The following is an 18,678-nucleotide window of genomic DNA, read 5'->3' as shown; positions in this document are numbered from 1 at the left end:
GGCGATGAAACTAGCGCTGGGAGTTTCGACGCTACCCGCTGGACCGGGTGGACTCCACCGGGTCGAGGGGGCCGACGGTGCGGGCGTACTCGGCGGCCAGGCCGTGCAGCAGGGCGTCCAGGCCGAGGGCGAACGCGCCCTCGTCCACGCTCTGCTGGTGCTCGGCGAGCCGGTGCGCCTGGCGCAGGTGCGGGTAGTGCGCGGCGTACAGCTCGGGGTCCTCGACGAAGCCGCGGGCGAACGAGCCGAGCGCCGACCCGGCCACGAAGTAGCGCAGCGCGGCGCCGATGTGGGTGGCCCGGGCCGGCGGCCAGCCGGCGCGCACCAGCCCGCCGTAGACCGCGTCCGCCATGGCCAGCGCGGCCGGCCGACGGCCGGGCCCCTGGGCCAGGTACGGCACGATGTTCGGGTGCGCGGTGAGCGCCCGCCGGTACGACCAGGCCCAGTCGCGCAGCGCGGTGACCCAGTCCCGGCTGGCGAAGCCACCGGTGTCCACGGCGGCGGTGACCGCGTCGGCGACCGCGTCCAGGATCTCGTCCTTGGTGGCGAAGTGGTTGTAGAGCGAGGGACCGCGCACGCCCAGCTCGGCGGCGAGCCGGCGGGTGGAGAACGCCGGCAGGCCCTCGGCGTCGATCACCGCGGTGGCGGTCTCGACGATGAGCTGCCGGGTGAGCCGGGGCTGGCGTGGTCGGGGCACTGCGCTCCTCGCGGGTCTCGGCCGTGGGGTCTGGACGCGGCAAAACTTACACCGCTAGTTTAAGGGTGACCGGCAGCACCGACGCCAGGAGGACCACCGTGGACTTTTCGCTGACCGACGAGGAGCGGGCGGTACGGGACACCGTCCGGTCGTTCATCCGCCGCGAGGTGATGCCGCTGGAGGAGGAGGTGCTCCGCCGGGAACGGGCGCACCAGCCGGGCCTGGACCACTCCGAGGTGCGCGAGCTGCAACTCAAGGCGCGCAAGTTCGGCTTCTGGGGTCTGGCCACCCCGGAGGAGTACGGCGGGATGGACCTGCCGGCGGTGCTCCAGTCGCTGATCTGGACCGAGCTGGGCCACACGTTCGTGCCGTTCCGTTTCGGTGGCGAGGCGGACAACATCCTGTTCCACGCCACCGAGGAGCAGAAGCGGGAGTTCCTCATCCCGACCATCGAGGGCGAGCGGCGCTCCTGCTTCGCGATCACCGAGCCGGGTGCCGGTTCGGACGCGGCGAACATTCGGCTGTCCGCCCGCCGCGACGGCGACGACTGGATCCTGGACGGCGAGAAGACGTTCATCACCGGCGGCAACGACGCCGACTTCGCCATCGTGGTGGCGGTGACCGACCGGGAGAAGGGCGCCCGCAACGGCGGCGCCACCGCGTTCCTGGTGGACCGGGCGATGGGCTGGCGCTCGGAGTTCATCCAGACCATGGGCGAGGGCGGGCCCGCGTCGCTGATCTTCGACGGCGTACGCGTGCCGCACCGCAACATCCTCGGCGAGGTCGGGCAGGGCTTCACGCTGGGCATGGAGTGGATCGGCAAGGGCCGCTACACCATCCCCTCGCACGCCATCGGCATCGCCGAGCGGGTCCTCCAGATGGCCATCGACCACGCCAACACCCGGGAGACGTTCGGCTCGAAGATCGGCACCAACCAGGCCATCCAGTGGATGATCGCCGACTCGGAGACCGAGCTGGAGGCGGCCCGCTGGCTCGTGTTGAAGTCGGCGTGGACGGTCGACCAGGGCATGGACCCCCGGCACGCCTCGTCGATGGGCAAGCTCTACGGCGCCGGAATGGTCAACCGCGTGGTCGACCGGGTGCTCCAGATCCACGGCGGCATGGGCTACACGCGTGAGCTGCCCATCGAGCGCTGGTACCGGCAGGTCCGGCTCTACCGGATCTTCGAGGGCACCGACGAGATGCAGCGCCTGATCATCTCGCGCGACCTGCTGCGCGGGTACACGAAGATCGGCGGTCACCTGGCCTGAGCGGGGGTGGTGCTGACCAGCTCAGCTGGTCAGCGCCGCCAGGGCGGCGTCCACATCGGCCTCGGTGGAGTAGATGTGGAAGGAGGCCCGGACCCGGCCGGCGCGCACCGCTGCCCGGATGCCGGCCGCCGCCAGGCGCCGCTCCGCGTCGGGCACGTCGACGGTGACGATGGCGCTCTCCCCCGGTGGCCGGCCCAGCCCGGTCAGGAACCGGTTGGCCAGCGCCACGTCGTGTGCCCGGATCGCAGGCACGCCGATCTCGGCGACCAACTCCAGGGCGGGCGCCGCGCCGACCCAGCTGAACCAGGCCGGTGAGATGTCGAACCGGCGGGCGTCGTCGGCGAGCCGCAGCGGCGGACCGTAGTAGGAGGCGTGCGGGTCGCGGCCCGCGTACCAGCCGGCGGCGTCGGGGCGGAGCCGGTCACGCAACGCCGGTGCCAGATAGGCGTACGCGGTGCCGCGCGGGTTCATCAGCCACTTGTAGCCGCCCACCGCGACCACGTCGGCCCGGCTCGCGTCGAAGGACAGCCAGCCGCACGCCTGGGTGGCGTCCACCACCACCAGCGCGCCGTGCGCGCGGGCCGCGGCCACGATTTCGTCGTACGCCGCGACAGCCCCGTCTGCCGACTGCACCAGGCTGAACGCGACCAGATCGGTGTCGGCGTCGATCGCGTCGACCAGCGACTCCAGCGGCACCGTCCGGACCTTGACCCCGCGATCCTCCTGGACCAGCCAGGGGAACAGGTTCGAGGTGAACTCGACCTCGGGGACCACCACCGTGGCACTGGCCGGCAGCGCCGCCGCGACCGGCGCGAGAATCTGGGACACGGCCGCACCGACCGCCACGTCACCGACCGGCACCCCGATCAGGCCGGCGATCGCGGTACGCGCCCGCTGCACGGAGTCTCCCCAGCCCTCCCACGACGTACGGCCGACCCGCCAGTCGGCCAGGGCCTCCTGCATCGCCGTCCAGGCCGGCTCGGGCGGCAAGCCGTAGGAGGCGGTGTTCAACCAGCCGGGCTCCGGCTTCCACAACTGCTGTGCCTGCTCGATGTCCACGGGACCGACGCTAGGCGGGACGAGCGGGGTTCGGCACGGCCAATCGGCGACCGGCGGCCTGCGGCGCATGGACGAGCCACCTGTGCGCCCTGCGCGGCGGGCCGGTCCCTGACGAGCATGATGACTCTGAGGTATAGATATGACTCTGAGGTATAACGCTCACGAACATCCTGCCGCCCCAACGGGCTGAGCCGTCACGGCTTCCCACCTCGGCCGGACACGTCACCGCCGCCCGGCGGGTGGATCCGGGAGAGGCTGTCGGCGAGACCGGCCAGCCAACGGTCGACCTCCACCAGATGCCGGATCGAGGACTGGGAGCCGACCGCACCCAGCAGAGGGCGGATCCGGTCGAGTTCGTCGACGCAGTCAGCCGGCGGGGGCAGCGGGCCCGACGGCCGGCCGTGCGCGACCTCGTCGGCGAGATCGTCGTACTCCGATCGCAGTTGACCTGCGGAGTCCCGTAGTAACGGCGCCACCGCGGGCCAGCCCGCGAGGCAGCCGGGTGGGTTGCGCCGCAGCAACGACTCGGCGGCGGGCACCGCGCGGTGCCCAGCGGCCAGGACGGCGTCCCAGTCCACGCGCCGGCTCGGCGGGTCGGGCCGCTCCGTGTGGTACTGGCAGTAGGACGAGTCGACGAGGACCATGCTCCTGCGGACCCGTTCGAAAGCCTGGTCGGGCCGAGGGCCGCCGAGCACCGCCCGGATGGTCTGGTCGACCGCGTCCGCGCTGGCCTCCAGGTAGCGGGCGGCGTTGCGCCGCAGGTCGCGGCTCGCGCCGCGCGGCCACATGGCGATGCCGGCGACCACGCCGATCACGGCGCCGAGCACGACGTCGACCAGGCGGGCCTCGGCGAGTCGCCATCCTTCGGGGGCGAGCTGGGCGAAGACGAACGTCAGCAGCAGGGTGAACAGGGCCTGCTGCCAGACCGGCCCCAGCAGGCGGCCCACGCCGAAGGCCAGCATCAGGGTGAACGGCAACGCGATGGCGTACACGATGGGCTCCTGGACGAGGAGCAGGAGCCCGCCGCTGACGACGACACCGGCGATCGTGCCGAGCACGGCGGGCCGCAGCGCCGTGCGGGTGTCCGCCGCCGAGGTGCGCAGGACGGTGAGAGTCGCCAGGAGCACCCAGAAGCCGTGGGTGAGCGACAACACCCCGGCGGCCACCCGCGCGACGGCCAGCGCCACGGCCAGCCGCAGCGAGCTGTGCAGGTAGTCGGATCGGGGCGCCAGGTGGAGGCGGAACTGTCGCCAGTACAGCGTCCACGGGCCATGCCGCGCGTACTCGAACTGCCCCGAGACCTCCTCGCCCTCGAGCCGTGACCCGCTGGCCACCCGGGCACCGACGGCGAGAACCCGTACCTGGTCGGCGAGGGCCAGCGCCGTCGCGTCCCGGCACAACCGGGGCACGTCCGGCGCGTGGCGGTCGTTGCCCTCTCCAACGGGGTACGCCCTCTCGGCCCGCCCGATCGCGGCGTCCAGGTCGCCGAGGTCGACCGGCGGCGCACCCGGCGACAGGCTCCCGCCAGCGGCACGGGTCGTCTCGGCACACGAGCTCAGCAGCCGCGCCGCGGCTAGGTCAGGGATCGGCTCCGGCGGCGCGTCCGCCGCCAACCGGTCCGCCTCGGCGAGCACCTCCCGCAACGCCGCCGCGCAGATTCGCAACGCCCGGTCCCGAGCGCCCGCCGCGGTGGGTGCCCACTCCGGGGGATTGCGACCCAACGCGAGGCCAGCCACCGCGTCGCACGCCCGCTCGCGCCGTGTGTCCCGACCGCCGTGACCGCCCCGCGGATCGGTCAACAGGGCGGCGGTGGCCTCCAGGAACGCCGCGACGCCACCCGTGGCCTCGACGAGACGCTGCCGGTAGGTGACCGGCACCGGATCGGGCCAGAGGAACACCTCGGCCACCGCGAGCAGCACGACGGCGAGCGTGACCCCCGCCAGCCGCCCCGGCAGGGTGTCCGGCTGGTACGGCGGGAAGGACGCCAGGATGTAGAAGAGCTGGAACGCGCTGGCCAGCCCGACCAGGCGCGGGTTGCCGACTCCGGCGAACGCCACGACGAACCCGATGACCAGCATTCCGCCGGCCGCCGCCCAGGTGCTCCACGCCAGCAGCGAGCCCGCGGCGATCAGGGCCCAGACCGCCGGCAGTGACGTGACGAGGATCCGCGCCCGCTGCGGCGCCGGACCGGGCAGCTGCGCGAACGACCCGGCGGCGACCACGCCGAACAGACCGTACGTGGCGAGCATCGGGCTGCCCGCGCCGTAGCGGCAGGCGTAGAAGACGACGGACGCGACGAGGGTCAGGCGTGCCGCGCGCCGCAGGACGGCATCCCCCGGGTCACGGCTGCGAAGCCGGCCCAGGAGGCTGGTTCCGAGCACGCCTGCTCCCCCGGGTTCGTCGCAGCGCCCTCCCCGGCCCACCATTTTCCATGGAGCCTCCCGGTGGCGGCGGGTTTCGCGCCGAATAGCGCGCGTCAGCGCTCAGCTGGCCCGCCACTTCTGGTTCGCCTGCCCGTTGCACTGCCAGAGCTGCAGGCGGGCGCCGTTGTCGGGGTTCTGGTCGAGCACGTCGACGCACCTGTCCGCCCTGGTGTTCACCAGGTCGTGGGCCTTGTTCAGGGTGAACTTCTGGGACCCCGCGCCGGTGCAGTCGGCCAGCTGGACAGCGGCCCCGTTCTCGGTGGAGTGGCCGGCGACGTCCAGACACTTGCCCATCGAGCGGACCGTGCCGTCCGCCGGGAAGGTCCACAGCTGCTTGGCGGTCCGGCGGCAGTCCCAGATCTGGAGTCGAACACCGGCGGTGGCGTTGCCGTCCGGGATGTCGATGCAGCGGTCACTGGCGAAGCCGACGATCTGCTTCCCGGTCGGCGTGCTGGTCGGCGTCGGCGACGGGGGCGCTGGCGGTGCCGACGGCTGCTGCGCCGGATTCCCCGGGCCGGTCGTCGCGCCGCTGCCCGACCGCGGCGACGACTGCCCCGCGTCCCCGGACGGCGGTGGGCCGGCTGATCTCGACGGCGAGCCGCCCGTGACGGGCAGGCCCTGGAAACCATCCGTGATCAGCGCGAAGACACCCGCGCTGGCCGACCACTCGGCCGCCGAGGTGGTCCAGCCGATCGTGTACGCGTGGCCGTTGTGACCGACGAAGGCGCGGCTCACCGCGCGCATCGGAGTACCGTCCTCGGCGGTGTACGTCCACTCCCGTTCGGCCGCCCGCGCCTGGTAGCGCAGCGCGGCGAGCCGGACCTGCCGGTACTTGGCGTACCGCTTGCGTTCCGCCTTCTCCCGCGCCCGTAGCTCGGCGGCCAGGTCCGCCGGGACGCTGCGGAGTTCGTCGACGACGAGCACGCGGCTGCCGTCCGGCTCGCGGAACTCGGCCCGCTCACCGTTTCGCCGCGGCTGCCAGCCGTCCGGCACCGGTACGAGGAAGCGCGGATCGTCGCGGTGGTAGTGCCAGCCGGCGGGCGGCGGTGGCAGCACCCTGGACACCGGCGTCTCGGCGATGGGCGACGGGTTCGCGGTCGGCATCGCCACCTGGCGGTCACCCGCTCCGCCGGACAATCCGCGGTTCACCAACGCCGCACTCACCAACGACACGAGCAGCAGGGCAGCGGCGAGTGACCCGATCAGCCGACCCCGACGCCTGCGGACCGGCGTTGGAACAGGCGCGTCGGGGACGGCCGGTGACGCTGGCGGACCGGACCCGACGGTGACGAACTCGGGCACGATCTGCGGACGAGAATCGTCGCCGGTGTTGATCCGGGCGACCGGAACGTCCGGGTCGACGGCGCGGCGCAGTAGGCGATCCGCCTCCTCGGCGCTGATCCGCTGAGCCGGCTCCCGCCGCAGCAGTCCTTCGAGGAGCGGGTTCAGCAGCCCGGCTCGCTGCGGCGGTGGTGGTGGCGCCTCGGTGGCGAGGGCGGCGAGCGTGGCGATCGGGGACGAGCGTTGATAGGGGGTACGTCCCTCCACCGCCGCGTAGAGGGTGGCGCCGAGTGACCAGAGGTCGGCGGCGGGGCCGACGTCGCCGTCGGTGGCCCGCTCCGGTGCGAGGTACGCGGGCGAGCCGAGCACCATGCCGGTCTGCGTCATGCGCGGGTCGCCGGGGAGGGTGGCCAGACCGAAGTCGGTCAGCACCACCCTGCCGTCGTCGGCGAGCAGTACATTGGCCGGCTTGACGTCGCGGTGCAGCACGCCGGCCTGGTGTGCCGCCCGCAGCGCGCCCAGCACACCCAGCCCGATCCGCGCGGCGCGGGCCACCGGCATCGGACCCTCTGATTCGAGCACCTCGTGCAGGGAACGGGACGGGACGAGCTCCATCACGATCCAGGGGTCGTCGCCCGAGTGCAGCACGTCGAAGACGCGTACCACGTTGACATGGCCCAGGCGGGCGACGGCCCGCGCCTCGCGCATGGACCGTTCGCGCATCTCCCGACGCTCGTCGTCACGCAGACCGGGCGGTGCCACCAACTCCTTGATGGCCACGTCCCGCTGGAGCATCTCGTCACGGGCCTGCCACACACGGCCCATTCCGCCCTGTCCGAGCGGACGTACCAGCCGGTAGCGATTGGCAATCAACTGTCGAGGGGTGTCGGGCACGACAGGAAGGTACCCGGCGATCATTACGTGCCCAATTCTTCCCGACAGGTGGAAAGCGACAGTTGGATATGTCACACGCGGCTTTCGGCGGCCCTCCACTGGACCATTCCGACACAACTCCACTATTGCACGCCCACTGTCGCCCAACGCGATGTTACCAATGCGTACATCGGCAATCTGATATGAATATCGAATGAACTCGAATCCCGTCGAGACCCGTACGGCACGGCCCCCGGGCGGACCGGGGCCCATGCAGGGCATCTGGACCAGGCCGAACCTGCGCTGGGGCCTCACGTTCCTGATGGTGACGCTGACTGCCTGCACGCCCCCGAGCGACTCCAGCCGCCCTGCCACGCCGTCTGTCGATGGCGCGGCCACGGCAACGGCCGGAAGCAGCGGTGAGACGCCGTGCACGACATCGGCAGCGGCGATGCCCACGCCACCGGAGGGTTATCGGCTCGTGGGCGAGAATGCGGCGGTGCCGGGCCGCACGGTGCTGCCCGCGGAGGAATCGGGCGAGGCCGATCCAGCAGCTCGGCTATTCGCCAAATGGGGATTGGTCGTACGCGCCGGAACTGTCGTTGACCTTCAGGTGGCGCCCGGATGGGAAGACGACGCCCGGATCGGATGGGGCGCTTCGGGAACGCCTGCGGCGACCGCCCGGGTGCACGCCTGCGCGCCCACGGAGGGACAACCTCAGTGGATGGCCTTCGTCGGCGGCACGTGGGTTGCACGAGCCACCTGCCTACCGCTCATCGTCCGGGCGGACGGGCGGCAGGACCGAGTCAACCTCGGCATCGGCCGTCCCTGCGACGAAACCAACACGCCGTAGCCCCAGGCCGTCTGAAAGCAGCTGACCAATGACCACGACGCTCCGGAGCCGTGGTGGGGCGGCGCATCCTGGCAGGATGTTCCGGTGCGCTTCACCCCTCACCTCGTAACGTCCTTCCGGATGCCGTCGAACGCCCCTCGCGTACCCGATATGGCCAGCACCGCCGACACTCCCGCCGTCCAGCGGTGGCCGCATCGCCGGCTCGTCGTGATCCGCCGGCACGACGAGCTGTTGGCATACGACCTCGACCGGCTCCTCAGCGGCGACGACACTCCCGCCGCGCGGTTCCCGGCGCCATGGCCGCGTGGGGCGGGCGGGGTCGATGCGGTGAGCCCCACCCTCGACCTGGCGGTCTTCAGCGGCCAGCACGCTCTGCACGCGGTCGACCAGACCGGCACGCTGCGCTGGAGTGTGCGGCACGCGTGCTGGGGCTCCCCCTGCTCGTCGCTCCACGAGTCCTACGAGGAGTACGCGGGCACCGACGAGCACCGCTATCCCGATCGGGGCTCGTGCGCGATCAGCGGGGACGGCTCGACGGTTTGGGCGCACGTACGCACCCCTCTGCCCGACGACGCGGAGGCGGAGTACGACGAGGAGTGGCTCGTGATCGATGCCACCGACGGTCGCATCCTGGGACGGGCCTCGACCGACACCGCAGCCGCCGGCTCCGACCACGTTCCCCACCCCGACCCCGGCCAGATGGGCATCAGCATCGGCGAGGGCCAGGACGGTGTCCCGCTGCGGTGGGGCCGGTGGGACGGCGTCCAACTCACCGTCACCTCGATCGGGGATGACGACCGTTCCCTCATCGACGTCAGCCCGTCCGGGAAACTGTTGCTCACGGTCGCCCACCATCAGGGAGACCTGGCGGTCCATCGGCTTCCCGACGGGGCGGTGCTGCACGAGGTTGCCGCCGACCAGCTTCAGCCCCCCTCGGAACAACCGTCGGACACGGCGGAGGAGCCCTACTGGGACTACCAGTGCGGCTTCGTCGACGACCGCACGGTGATCGCGAGCGCCGACGAGAACGACGAGGAGTACGGTCGCCCGCAGCATTGGCTCGTCGACGCGTCGCAGGGTGACGTGCTCGGTCGGGTCGAGTACTCGATGCCCATTTCAGAGAGCCCGATGGCCCTCGGCGACGGCACCTGGCTCACCTGCGGCGAGGACCCGTTCCAGCTCCTGCTGTGGAGTCTTCCCCCGGTGGAACGTGTCTCGTCTACCGCAACCAACCACTCAGCCGTGATGGAGTGACCGCTTCGGTGTGAATTCTCGGCGGGGCGGCCGTCCTCCGGCTTGATACGAGGTCAGACGACCTGCTGACGCCTTTCGGCTCGGCTGGGTTGGCACGGCTACTGCACTTCGCTGCTGTGCTTCTGGCGTCAGACGAGGCGTTGGATTCGGATCTTGGCTCGTTCGTTTCGCAGGTGGCCGTGCTTGTGTTGGCGGACCTGCTCGTCCCAGACCTCCTGGTCGTAGTCGGGGCCTGGCGGGATCCACTTGTGGGAGCCGTCGCTGTAGTGGAACTTCTCATCGCCGGGTCGCAGGATGCTCATCGGGTCCAGCTGAGGAATCGGTGGTGGAGGTGGCCGGCAGGGACAGAGGCCAAGTCCTGGGTGGCGTCCACGAACTGGGCTGCCAGGTAGAGGGCGAGCGACACCGGAGCCTTGTCGTACTCGGCCAGCAGCTCCCGCCGCCGGCTCTGGCAGGGCCACTCGCCCGCACAGTCGCCGCACGTCCATGCTGGCTTGACCGCGTGGTGAGGGGTCATCGCGGGTGGTCCTGGCTGGGCCAGTGGCCGCGGTTGATCGGGATGCGGTGACGGCTCTGGCAGGGCAGGTTTGCGCCGCAGCGGCAGATGCGTCGCCAGTACCGCCAGGACCACACGGGCCGGTGGCGTCGGGCGAGGGTTAGCGCTGCCGCCAGGACGTACTCGTCGTAGGACACCCGCTTCATCAGTTTGCCGCTCGCGCCTGGTCCTCGGGTGGCACTGGTCGCCAAGCCGAAGGGAGCACCGCATCCTCCTCGTGCCGCAACTGTCTGAAGGCGTGGACGCCCGAACGCGGGGGATGCGACGGGCGTCCACGCCGGTGAGGACGGCCCGACAGCGCCAACCGAGGGGATGACCTCCTCGGCAACCTCCCACAGTTACCGTTGGGTAGTCAAGGGCTGACGTAGGTGGTCTACTCGTGTTGCCAACCGAGGGGAACACCGTGCCACCGCGTTACCGCTACGAGCAGATCGCCGACGACCTTGCCGAACGCATCGCGACCGGCGAGTTCCCGCCCGGCTCGAAGCTGCCCAGTCGGCGAGAGTTGATCGAGCACTACGGCGTCACGGAGCCGGTCATCGACCGCGCCATGCAGGTGCTACGGATCAAGGGGATGACCGAGACCCTGCCGGGAGTGGGAGTCTTCGTCGCCGAGTAGCGACCACCCATCTGGCGAGAAGCGAGGTAACTCCATGGCCACCCGCCTACCCACGGTTTGCCTCTTCTGCCAGTCCACCAGCAACATCACGGCGGAACACGTTCTGCCCGAGAGTTGGCGCAAGGTTTTCGGCGCATCCCTCTTCGACAGAACAGACTCCGGCTGGCTGATTAATAGCGACGGCCAGAGAATCGAAGTTGAGAAAACAGTTAAGGCGAAACCGTTCGGCAGAAAAGTTCGCGAGGTTTGCGGAAGTTGCAATAAATACGGTTTAGCGTGGCCCCCAGTGTCCTCATCCATGAGCACACCTCCGATGGTGAGGCATCGGTACGTCCAGCAGTACCTTGAGGCGAGCGTCATGAGGTAGAAAGAACTGCGGCGCGCACCGCTACACGCTGCTGCTAATGGCTGAAAGCAACAGCCATGTACCTCTTTGCGCAATGGCAACTTCACCCTCAGGGAACGACCCGGACGCATCAACCTGCCCCAACACGTCGTAGGCTGGCGTCCGCGTCCTTCATCGTTCACCAACGTTCAGGCATGTAATCCGGGGTACGGGCACACGGACGTGACCGGGGTCTGGTGGGACGGGGCCAACCTCCGAGGTGTCACCGCCGACCGTGTCTTTGGATGGCCGCACGGCACCCTCGGCCGCTGACCCCGGCACCCTGTGAGCTCCCAGACGGCACCAGTCACAGCGGCTGACCTCAGCTCCCGTCGGCTTCCGTGGCTGGTAGGTCGAGATAGGCCAGTAGCCGCAGCGCTCCAGCAAGGTGTTGCAGGTCGTGCCAGAGCACCGGCACGTCGTCCGCCGGACGGCGCAGCAGCGCACGCAGCTCCGCGATGTCGTCGCTGCTCTGCCCGACATCGATCGCCGGTGCCTCCCTCACCTCAAACGCGGTCCGCAGGTCGACGTTCCAGTAGGCATCGACACCGACGTCCGACAGGTCGATCTCCGGCCCGAACCGCTCTTCCACTACGCCCAGCAGCATTGCGCACGCCTGGCGCAGGTCCTGGACCCTCAGCATGTCCGTCACGGTCACCACCCTCCCGGTAGCACCCGCACACAACAACCGCGATTGCTTCACAAGACTGCTGTACGACAGCAGCAAGGCCACCTCCCGTTTCCGGGGAGTGGCCTTTCACCTGCCTAAGCGATAACCCAGGGGTCGCGCCTACGCTCGGCCAACGCGACCCCTGGGATGTTCCTGATCGCGAGGTCAGGCCGGCACCCCTGCCGGCGTGGCCGCCTCATCGGCAGCCCGCAACGACGCCGACTCGTCCTCGTTGTCGTGCTCGTCAAGCATCGTGGCCTCGTCGAACGGGTCGTCGCCGCGCAGCACCTCAACCGCCCGATCCCGATCAAATTCCCCGGTCCACGTCCCCACCAGCACGGTCGCGACCGCGTTGCCGGCGAAGTTCGTCAACGCCCGTGCCTCCGACATGAACCGGTCGATGCCCACGATCAAACCGACCCCGTCCACCAGGTCGGGCCGGTGCGACTGAAGCCCACCGGCCAGCGTCGCCAGCCCGGCGCCGGTGACCCCCGCCGCTCCCTTGGAAGCGATGATCATGAACAGCAGCAGCGAGATCTGCTCACCGATCGACAGCGGCTTGCCCATGGCGTCGGCGATGAACAGTGACGCCATGGTCAGGTAGATCGCCGTGCCGTCCAGGTTGAACGAGTACCCGGTCGGCACCGTGATGCCCACGACCGGCTTGCTCACCCCGAAGTGCTCCATCTTGGCGATCAGCCGCGGCAGCGCCGACTCCGACGACGAGGTCGACAGGATCAGCAGGAACTCCCGGCCGAGGTACCGCAGCAGCGAGAAGATCGAGATCCGGGCCACGAACCACAGCAGCGCGCCGAGGACGACCAGCACGAAGATCAGGCAGGTCGCGTAGAAGCCGACCATGATCTGCGCGAGGCTCTTGAGCGCGTCCACGCCGGTCGCGCCGACCACGGCGGCCATGGCACCGAACGCGCCGATCGGCGCCAGCCACATGATCATGGCGAGCACCTTGAAGACCACCCGCTGGATGACGCCGATGGCGCTCAGCACCGGCTCACCGCGCCGGCCCATGGCCTGTACGGCGAAGCCGACCAGCAGAGCGACCAGCAGCGTCTGGAGCACCTCCCCTTCGGTGAGCGCGGAGAGCAGCGTGGTCGGGATGACCCCGAGCAGGAAGTCCGCCGTACCCCCGGCCTCGTCGCCCGCGGCGGCCTTGCCCGCGCCGGCGAGGTCCTGACCCAGGTCCAGGCCGGAGCCGGGGTGGATGAGGTTGCCGACCACCAGGCCGATGGCGAGCGCGACGGTCGACATGGTCAGGAAGTAGCCGAGGGCGAGTCCGCCGACCTTGCCGACCTTCGCGGCCTGCCGGACGGAGCCGACGCCCAGCACGATGGTGCAGAAGATGACCGGGCTGATCATCATCTTGATCAGGTTGACGAAGCCGGTGCCGATCGGCTTGAGTTCCTTGCCGAAATCAGGGGCGACCAGGCCGACCACGATGCCGGCCAGCACGGCGACGATGACGGCCAGGTAGAGGTAACGGGTACGGTCCCGACGGACCGGCGGCGCCGGTGTGGTGGTGGTTGCGGTGGAGTCCATGTCGACAATGTGAAGCGCGTCTCACCCGTTGACAGCCTTGCGGTCATTCTGTTCACCGCGGAAGCAGCAACGGCACCGGCGCAACGAGGAGGTGGTGGAGGTGGCCCAGCGTCAGTGGAGCATCGCGGGGCAGCTGTTCGCCCTCCAGGCGGTGGTGGTGACGCTGCTCGTGCTGGCCGGCGCGGCGGGCGCCGTCTGGTTGGCCCGCAGCGACGCCCGGCAGGCGGCACAGGAGGAGGTGCTCGCGGTGGCGCAGACCGTGGCCCGCTCCCCCGACGTCCGCGCGGCCCTCGCGACCGCCGACCCGGCCAGCACCCTCCAGCCGTACGCCGAGTCGACCCGGCTCGCGACGGGCACCGACTTCGTGGTGGTGATGGCCCCGGACCGCACCCGCTTCTCGCACCCGACCCGGGAGCTGATCGGCCAGCCGTTCGTCGGGGAGATCGCGCCGGCGCTGGCCGGCCAACCGTTCACCGTCACCAACGTCGGCACGCTCGGCGAGTCGGTGCGCGCGGTGGTTCCGGTGTACGACGACCAGCGCCGGATCGTCGGCCTGGTCTCGGTGGGCATCACCACCTCGGCGATCAACCGCAAGCTCCTCGGGCAGTTGCCGGTGCTGCTGGGCGTCGCCGCGCCGGCGCTCGCCCTCGCCGCGACCGGCTCCTGGCTGCTCAGCCGCCGGCTGCGCCGCCAGACGCACGGCCTGGGGCCGGCCCAGATGACCCGGATGTACGAGTACTACGACGCGGTCCTGCACTCGGTGCGCGAGGGTCTCGTCGTGCTGACCACCGACCGCCGGGTGGCACTGATCAACGACGAGGGCCGCCGGCTGCTGGGGCTCGACGCGGACGCGGCGGTGATCGACCAGCTGGTGGCCAGGGTCGACCTGCCACCGGCGGTGGCCGAGCTGCTCGACTCGGGGCGGGACGCCCTCGACGAGCCGGTCCTGGCCGGTGACCGGGTGCTGGTGGCCAACCAGCGGATCACCCGGTTCGAGGGCGCCGTGCTCGGCACGGTGCTGACCCTGCGCGACCAGACCGAGCTGCGGACCCTGGCCAGCGAACTGGACTCGGTACGTGCGCTCACCGAGGCGTTGCAGGCGCAGACCCACGAGTCGGCCAACCGGCTGCACACCGTGCTGACCCTGGTGGAGCTGGGCCGTCCCGACGAGGCGGTGCGGCTCGGCACCCGGGACCTGGCCCTCGCTCAGCAGCTGACCGACCGGGTGGTCGGCGCGGTGACCGAGCCGGCGCTGGCCGCGCTGCTGCTCGGCAAGTCGGCGCAGGCCAGCGAGCGCGGTGTGGACCTGGTGATCGAACCGGACTGCCGGCTCGACGACAGCCCGCTGCCGACCAACGATCTGCTCACGGTGGTCGGCAACCTTCTCGACAACGCCCTCGAAGCGGTGGCCGGTACGCCGGCGCCCCGCCGGGTGCGGGTCTTCGTCGGCGCGGTCGACGACGAACTGGTGGTACGGGTCGCCGACAGCGGCCCCGGGCTGGCGCCCGATCGGGTGGCGGACGCGTTCCGGCGCGGCTGGTCCACCAAGAGCACCGGCCGTGGCCTCGGCCTGGCCCTGATCGGTCAGGTGATCCACCGGCACGGTGGTCGTTCCGAGGTGGGCCGCTCGGACGACGGCGGCAGCCTGTTCACCGTCCGGCTGCCGGTCGTCGGGGTGCGCCGGTGACCGATATCCGGGTGCTCGTCGTCGAGGACGAGCCGCTGCTGGCGGAGGCGCACACGGCGTACACCGAACGGGTTCCCGGCTTCGTCGTGGTCGGGGTGGCGCACACCGCGCGGGCGGCCATGGCGGCGCTGCAAGCCAACGACGGCGGCGACGTGGACCTCGTACTCCTCGATTTCCGGCTGCCTGACCTGCACGGCCTGGACGTCTGCCGGGCGCTGCGCGCGGCCGGCAGCAGCGTCGACATTCTCGCGGTGACCTCGGCGCGGGACCTGGCGGTGGTACGCACCGCGGTCTCCCTCGGCGTGACCCACTACCTGCTCAAGCCGTTCACCTTCGCCGCCTTCCGCGACAAGCTGGAGCGCTACGCCGACTACCGCGCCCAGGCGCTCGCCGACGGGGAGGTGGCCGCCCAGCACGAGGTGGACCAGATGTTCGCCACCCTGCGCGGCACGACCGGGCACAGCCTGCCCAAGGGGTTGGACGCGCAGACCCTCAAGCGGGTACGCGCCGCCCTCACCGACCCGACGCGCGCGGAGGTGGGGCTGTCCGCGACCGAGGTGAGCGCGCTGACCGGCATCTCCCGGGTGACCGCCCGCCGCTACCTGGAGTACCTGGTCACCGTCGACCGGGCCGCGCGCCACCCCCGCTACGGCACCCCCGGCCGCCCCGAGGTCGAGTACCGGCCAAGGTGAGCCCCGGCCGACAAACCAATTGCGCCACCGTGACAACCGGCCGCGACGTGCGGCGTGCTGTCTGGTCGACCGGCCACCGTTGGCGACGTTCCACGGCAAGGATTACGCCGACTTCGCCGATCACGACGGCCTTCGTCTCTTCGACGTTTCCTGGCAACCGGATCAGGGTCAGGCGATCTGACGCAGGTCATCGCCGTAGTCGAAGATGATCCGCATCCGGGCCCCGAGCGCTCGCGCGTACCGACTCAGCGTCGCAACCTCGTTGGCCTCCAGGTCGCCGTTCTCGATCTGGCTGACTCGACCAGGCGTGACGCCCATCAGCTCGGCCACCTGCCGCTGGGTCAGACCCAGCCGCTTCCGCTCCTCAGCAAGATGGAATGCACTGATCCACGCTTCGGTGCGGGCACGCTCCGCATCGAGCGCTTCATCGTCCCCGTCGTGCAGCTCAGCTCGGATGTCGTCCCAGTCATGGAATTCGCTCATCAGCCCTCCCTCCGCTTCCTCTCAAAGGCAAGCCAGCCCTCGTACGCAATCTCAGCGACCGGAACCGCTTTCTCGTACCATCGATTCCAATCTCCTGCCTTGTTGCCAGCAACCAACAGCACTGCCTGGGACCAGGGATCGAAGACGAACAGCACCCGAACGGCGACGTCCCTTCCAGATCTCGGCCGGAGTTCCTTGAGGTTTGCTGATGCTCGAACCTCTGAGGGTGTCGACCAGGGGACGCCCCAGGCCCGGACCGGTCTCCGCAAGCATGTCAATCGCCACGTTGACCGACCGGTAGGTCGCGGGGTCCGTGGCGCAGGGATCGCAACCAGTCGCGGACGTCCGCTGTCGTCCTGATCGCCCAACGACGTGGCGGCTCATGAGACATAGGAAAACTATAGCTCAGCCTATACATGGCGTCCTCAGACGAGCAGGTCTGATCCGTTGTTAGAATCGGCGGAGTTGGGTGTCAACGAACGACCAGGGAGACCAGACATGGCGGGTGACGACGACATCTCCGGGTGAGACCGGATGTGTTCGGCCATCGGTTCGGCGCGCGTGTGCGCGGCTGCCGTGGCCATGTCGTCGTTCCACCGGTCCCCGTTTGTCGTCGGGCGGCTCTGGCGCGCCCACCCCACCCTTTGAGGTCACTCGCATGTCTGATGCGTTCATTGTCTGCTCGAATCTGTCCTTCTCCTGGCCGGACGACACCCCGGTCTTCTCGGAGTTGTCCTTCACCGTGCCGGGCGGTCGCACCGGCCTGGTCGCGCCCAACGGCGCCGGCAAGAGCACGCTGCTGCGGCTGATCGCCGGGGAGCTGCGGCCCAGCGGCGGCAGCGTCACCGTCGACGGGGTGCTCGGTTACCTCCCGCAGACGCTGCCGCTGGCCGGCGACCTGACCGTGGCCCAGGTACTCGGCGTCGCCGAGCGGATCGCGGCGCTGCACGCCATCGAGGCCGGCGACGCCAGCGAGAAACACTTCGCCACGATCGGCGACGACTGGGACATCGAGGAGCGCACCCGCGCCGAGCTGGACCGGCTCGGCCTCGGTGACCTGGAGCTCGACCGGCGGTTGCAGACCCTCAGCGGCGGCCAGGTGGTCTCCCTCGGCCTGGCGGCCCAGCTGCTGCGACGCCCGGACGTGCTGCTGCTCGACGAGCCGACCAACAACCTGGACCTGGATGCCCGGCACAAGCTCTACGACGTCCTCACCGACTGGGCCGGCTGCCTGCTGCTGGTCAGCCACGACCGGGAACTGCTGGACCGGATGGACCGCATCGCTGAGCTGGACCGCGGTGAGATCCGCTGGTACGGGGGCAACTTCACCGCGTACACCGAGGCGGTGCAGGCCGCCCGGGAGGTGGCCGAGAGTAACCTGCGCAACGCCGAGCAGGAGGTCAAGCGGGAGAAGCGGGAGATGCAGCAGGCCCGGGAGCGGGCCGACCGGCGGGCCAGCAACGCCTCCAAGAACCTGAAGAACGCCGGCCTGGCCCGGATCGTGGCCGGCGGGCTCAAGCGCAGTGCGCAGGAGTCGGCGGGCAAGGCACAGGAGACGCACTCCGCGCGGCTCGGTCAGGCCAAGGCCCGACTCGACGAGGCTGGGCGGGCGGTACGCGAGGAGGACCGGATCACCGTCGACCTGCCGGACACCAGCGTCCCGGGCGGGCGCACGGTCTTCTCCGGTCAGGGGATGCGGGCCCGCTTCGACGACCGGGAGCTGTTCGGTGGCGACGGCGCCGATCTGGTGATCCGGGGGCCGGAGCGGATCGCGCTCACCGGTGCCAACGGCGTCGGCAAGTCGACCCTGCTACGCCTCGTCAACGGTGACCTCGAACCGACCGGCGGCGAGATCAAACGGGCCGACGGGCGGATCGCGTACCTGTCGCAGCGGCTGGACCTGCTGGACCTAGACCGCACGGTGGCGGAGAACTTCGCCGCGTACGCGCCGAACCTGCCGGACGCCAAGCGGATGAACCTGCTCGCCCGGTTCCTGTTCCGGGGCGCCCGGGTGAACCTGCCCGTCGGGGTGCTCTCCGGCGGCGAGCGGCTGCGCGCCACCCTCGCCTGCGTGCTCTGCGCCGAACCGGCGCCGCAACTGCTGCTCCTCGACGAGCCGACCAACAACCTGGACCTGGTCAGCGTCGCCCAACTGGAGAGCGCGTTGAGCGCGTACCAGGGCGCGTTCGTGGTGGTCAGCCACGACGAGCGGTTCCTCGCCGAGATCGGCGTGCAGCGCTGGCTGCGGCTGGCCGACGGCCAGCTACGCGAGATCGCGGCCCCCGACCGGGGCTGAGCCCGGCGGCGTCCCGGGGCCC

General features: G+C 70.5%; 16 protein-coding genes and 1 pseudogene. 7 read left to right on the top strand and 10 right to left on the bottom strand.

Annotated features, from left to right (window positions below; genetic code table 11):
- Positions 1–31 precede the first annotated feature (31 nt).
- A complete protein-coding gene (locus ACWD5O_RS22590; RefSeq protein WP_450086461.1) occupies positions 32–697 on the bottom strand; it encodes a TetR/AcrR family transcriptional regulator in 666 nt (221 codons plus the stop codon).
- A gap of 98 nt (positions 698–795) precedes the next feature.
- Between ACWD5O_RS22590 and ACWD5O_RS22585 the strand changes: the two genes are divergently transcribed.
- A complete protein-coding gene (locus ACWD5O_RS22585) occupies positions 796–1,968 on the top strand; it encodes an acyl-CoA dehydrogenase family protein (protein WP_450086460.1) in 1,173 nt (390 codons plus the stop codon).
- Between the two features lie 21 nt (positions 1,969–1,989).
- Here ACWD5O_RS22585 and ACWD5O_RS22580 read toward each other — a convergent pair whose 3' ends face one another.
- From ACWD5O_RS22580 to ACWD5O_RS22570, 3 genes are all read right to left on the bottom strand, one after another.
- Positions 1,990–3,027: an aminotransferase class V-fold PLP-dependent enzyme gene (locus ACWD5O_RS22580; protein WP_450086459.1), complete on the bottom strand. Its 1,038-nt coding sequence runs from the start codon at positions 3,025–3,027 to the stop codon at positions 1,990–1,992.
- 194 nt (positions 3,028–3,221) lie between these two features.
- Positions 3,222–5,408: an FUSC family protein gene (locus tag ACWD5O_RS22575; RefSeq protein WP_450086458.1), complete on the bottom strand. Its 2,187-nt coding sequence runs from the start codon at positions 5,406–5,408 to the stop codon at positions 3,222–3,224.
- 102 nt (positions 5,409–5,510) lie between these two features.
- On the bottom strand, positions 5,511–7,556 hold the full coding sequence (locus tag ACWD5O_RS22570) for a protein kinase domain-containing protein (protein WP_450086476.1): 2,046 nt from the start codon (positions 7,554–7,556) through the stop codon (positions 5,511–5,513).
- Between the two features lie 319 nt (positions 7,557–7,875).
- Here ACWD5O_RS22570 and ACWD5O_RS22565 point away from each other — a divergent pair, with 319 nt between their 5' ends.
- Together ACWD5O_RS22565 and ACWD5O_RS22560 are read left to right on the top strand one after the other, a co-directional pair.
- On the top strand, positions 7,876–8,457 hold the full coding sequence (locus ACWD5O_RS22565; protein WP_450086457.1) for a hypothetical protein: 582 nt from the start codon (positions 7,876–7,878) through the stop codon (positions 8,455–8,457).
- A gap of 150 nt (positions 8,458–8,607) precedes the next feature.
- Positions 8,608–9,711, top strand: coding sequence for a hypothetical protein (locus ACWD5O_RS22560; protein WP_450086456.1), 1,104 nt, complete (start codon positions 8,608–8,610; stop codon positions 9,709–9,711).
- A 128-nt stretch (positions 9,712–9,839) separates the two neighbouring features.
- Here ACWD5O_RS22560 and ACWD5O_RS22555 read toward each other — a convergent pair whose 3' ends face one another.
- Together ACWD5O_RS22555 and ACWD5O_RS22550 are read right to left on the bottom strand one after the other, a co-directional pair.
- Positions 9,840–10,013, bottom strand: coding sequence for a hypothetical protein (locus ACWD5O_RS22555; protein WP_450086455.1), 174 nt, complete (start codon positions 10,011–10,013; stop codon positions 9,840–9,842).
- A complete protein-coding gene (locus ACWD5O_RS22550; RefSeq protein ID WP_450086454.1) occupies positions 10,010–10,228 on the bottom strand; it encodes a flavin reductase in 219 nt (72 codons plus the stop codon). Before ACWD5O_RS22550 ends, ACWD5O_RS22555 begins: the two co-directional genes overlap by 4 nt.
- Before the next feature lie 418 nt (positions 10,229–10,646).
- On the opposite strand from ACWD5O_RS22550, the gene ACWD5O_RS22545 reads away from it, so the two are divergent.
- The gene (locus ACWD5O_RS22545; protein WP_067313483.1) at positions 10,647–10,886 is read left to right on the top strand and encodes a winged helix-turn-helix domain-containing protein; all 240 of its coding nucleotides are present in this window, start codon (positions 10,647–10,649) and stop codon (positions 10,884–10,886) included.
- 707 nt (positions 10,887–11,593) lie between these two features.
- Here the strand turns inward: ACWD5O_RS22545 and ACWD5O_RS22540 are convergent.
- Together ACWD5O_RS22540 and ACWD5O_RS22535 are read right to left on the bottom strand one after the other, a co-directional pair.
- Positions 11,594–11,914, bottom strand: coding sequence for a hypothetical protein (locus ACWD5O_RS22540; RefSeq protein ID WP_450086475.1), 321 nt, complete (start codon positions 11,912–11,914; stop codon positions 11,594–11,596).
- Between the two features lie 192 nt (positions 11,915–12,106).
- The gene (locus ACWD5O_RS22535; protein ID WP_450086453.1) at positions 12,107–13,498 is read right to left on the bottom strand and encodes a cation:dicarboxylate symporter family transporter; all 1,392 of its coding nucleotides are present in this window, start codon (positions 13,496–13,498) and stop codon (positions 12,107–12,109) included.
- A gap of 100 nt (positions 13,499–13,598) precedes the next feature.
- Here ACWD5O_RS22535 and ACWD5O_RS22530 point away from each other — a divergent pair, with 100 nt between their 5' ends.
- Positions 13,599–15,185: an ATP-binding protein gene (locus tag ACWD5O_RS22530; protein WP_450086452.1), complete on the top strand. Its 1,587-nt coding sequence runs from the start codon at positions 13,599–13,601 to the stop codon at positions 15,183–15,185.
- Positions 15,182–15,877, top strand: a complete 696-nt coding sequence (locus tag ACWD5O_RS22525) for a response regulator (protein WP_450086451.1) — start codon at positions 15,182–15,184, stop codon at positions 15,875–15,877. Before ACWD5O_RS22530 ends, ACWD5O_RS22525 begins: the two co-directional genes overlap by 4 nt.
- A gap of 168 nt (positions 15,878–16,045) precedes the next feature.
- Here the strand turns inward: ACWD5O_RS22525 and ACWD5O_RS22520 are convergent, their stop codons facing one another.
- On the bottom strand, positions 16,046–16,360 hold the full coding sequence (locus tag ACWD5O_RS22520; protein ID WP_354964173.1) for a transcriptional regulator: 315 nt from the start codon (positions 16,358–16,360) through the stop codon (positions 16,046–16,048).
- Positions 16,360–16,751, bottom strand: a pseudogene (locus ACWD5O_RS22515) (type II toxin-antitoxin system RelE/ParE family toxin). Before ACWD5O_RS22515 ends, ACWD5O_RS22520 begins: the two are co-directional and overlap by 1 nt.
- 267 nt (positions 16,752–17,018) lie before the next feature.
- Between ACWD5O_RS22515 and abc-f the strand changes: the two are divergent.
- Positions 17,019–18,656: a ribosomal protection-like ABC-F family protein gene (gene abc-f, locus ACWD5O_RS22510; protein ID WP_450086450.1), complete on the top strand. Its 1,638-nt coding sequence runs from the start codon at positions 17,019–17,021 to the stop codon at positions 18,654–18,656.
- The last annotated feature ends 22 nt before the right edge of the window (positions 18,657–18,678 follow it).

It is taken from the genome of Micromonospora sp. NPDC005161, assembly GCF_053599855.1.
The sequence above is the reverse complement of the archived record's forward strand: the minus strand, read 5'-3'. Positions and strand labels throughout refer to the sequence as shown.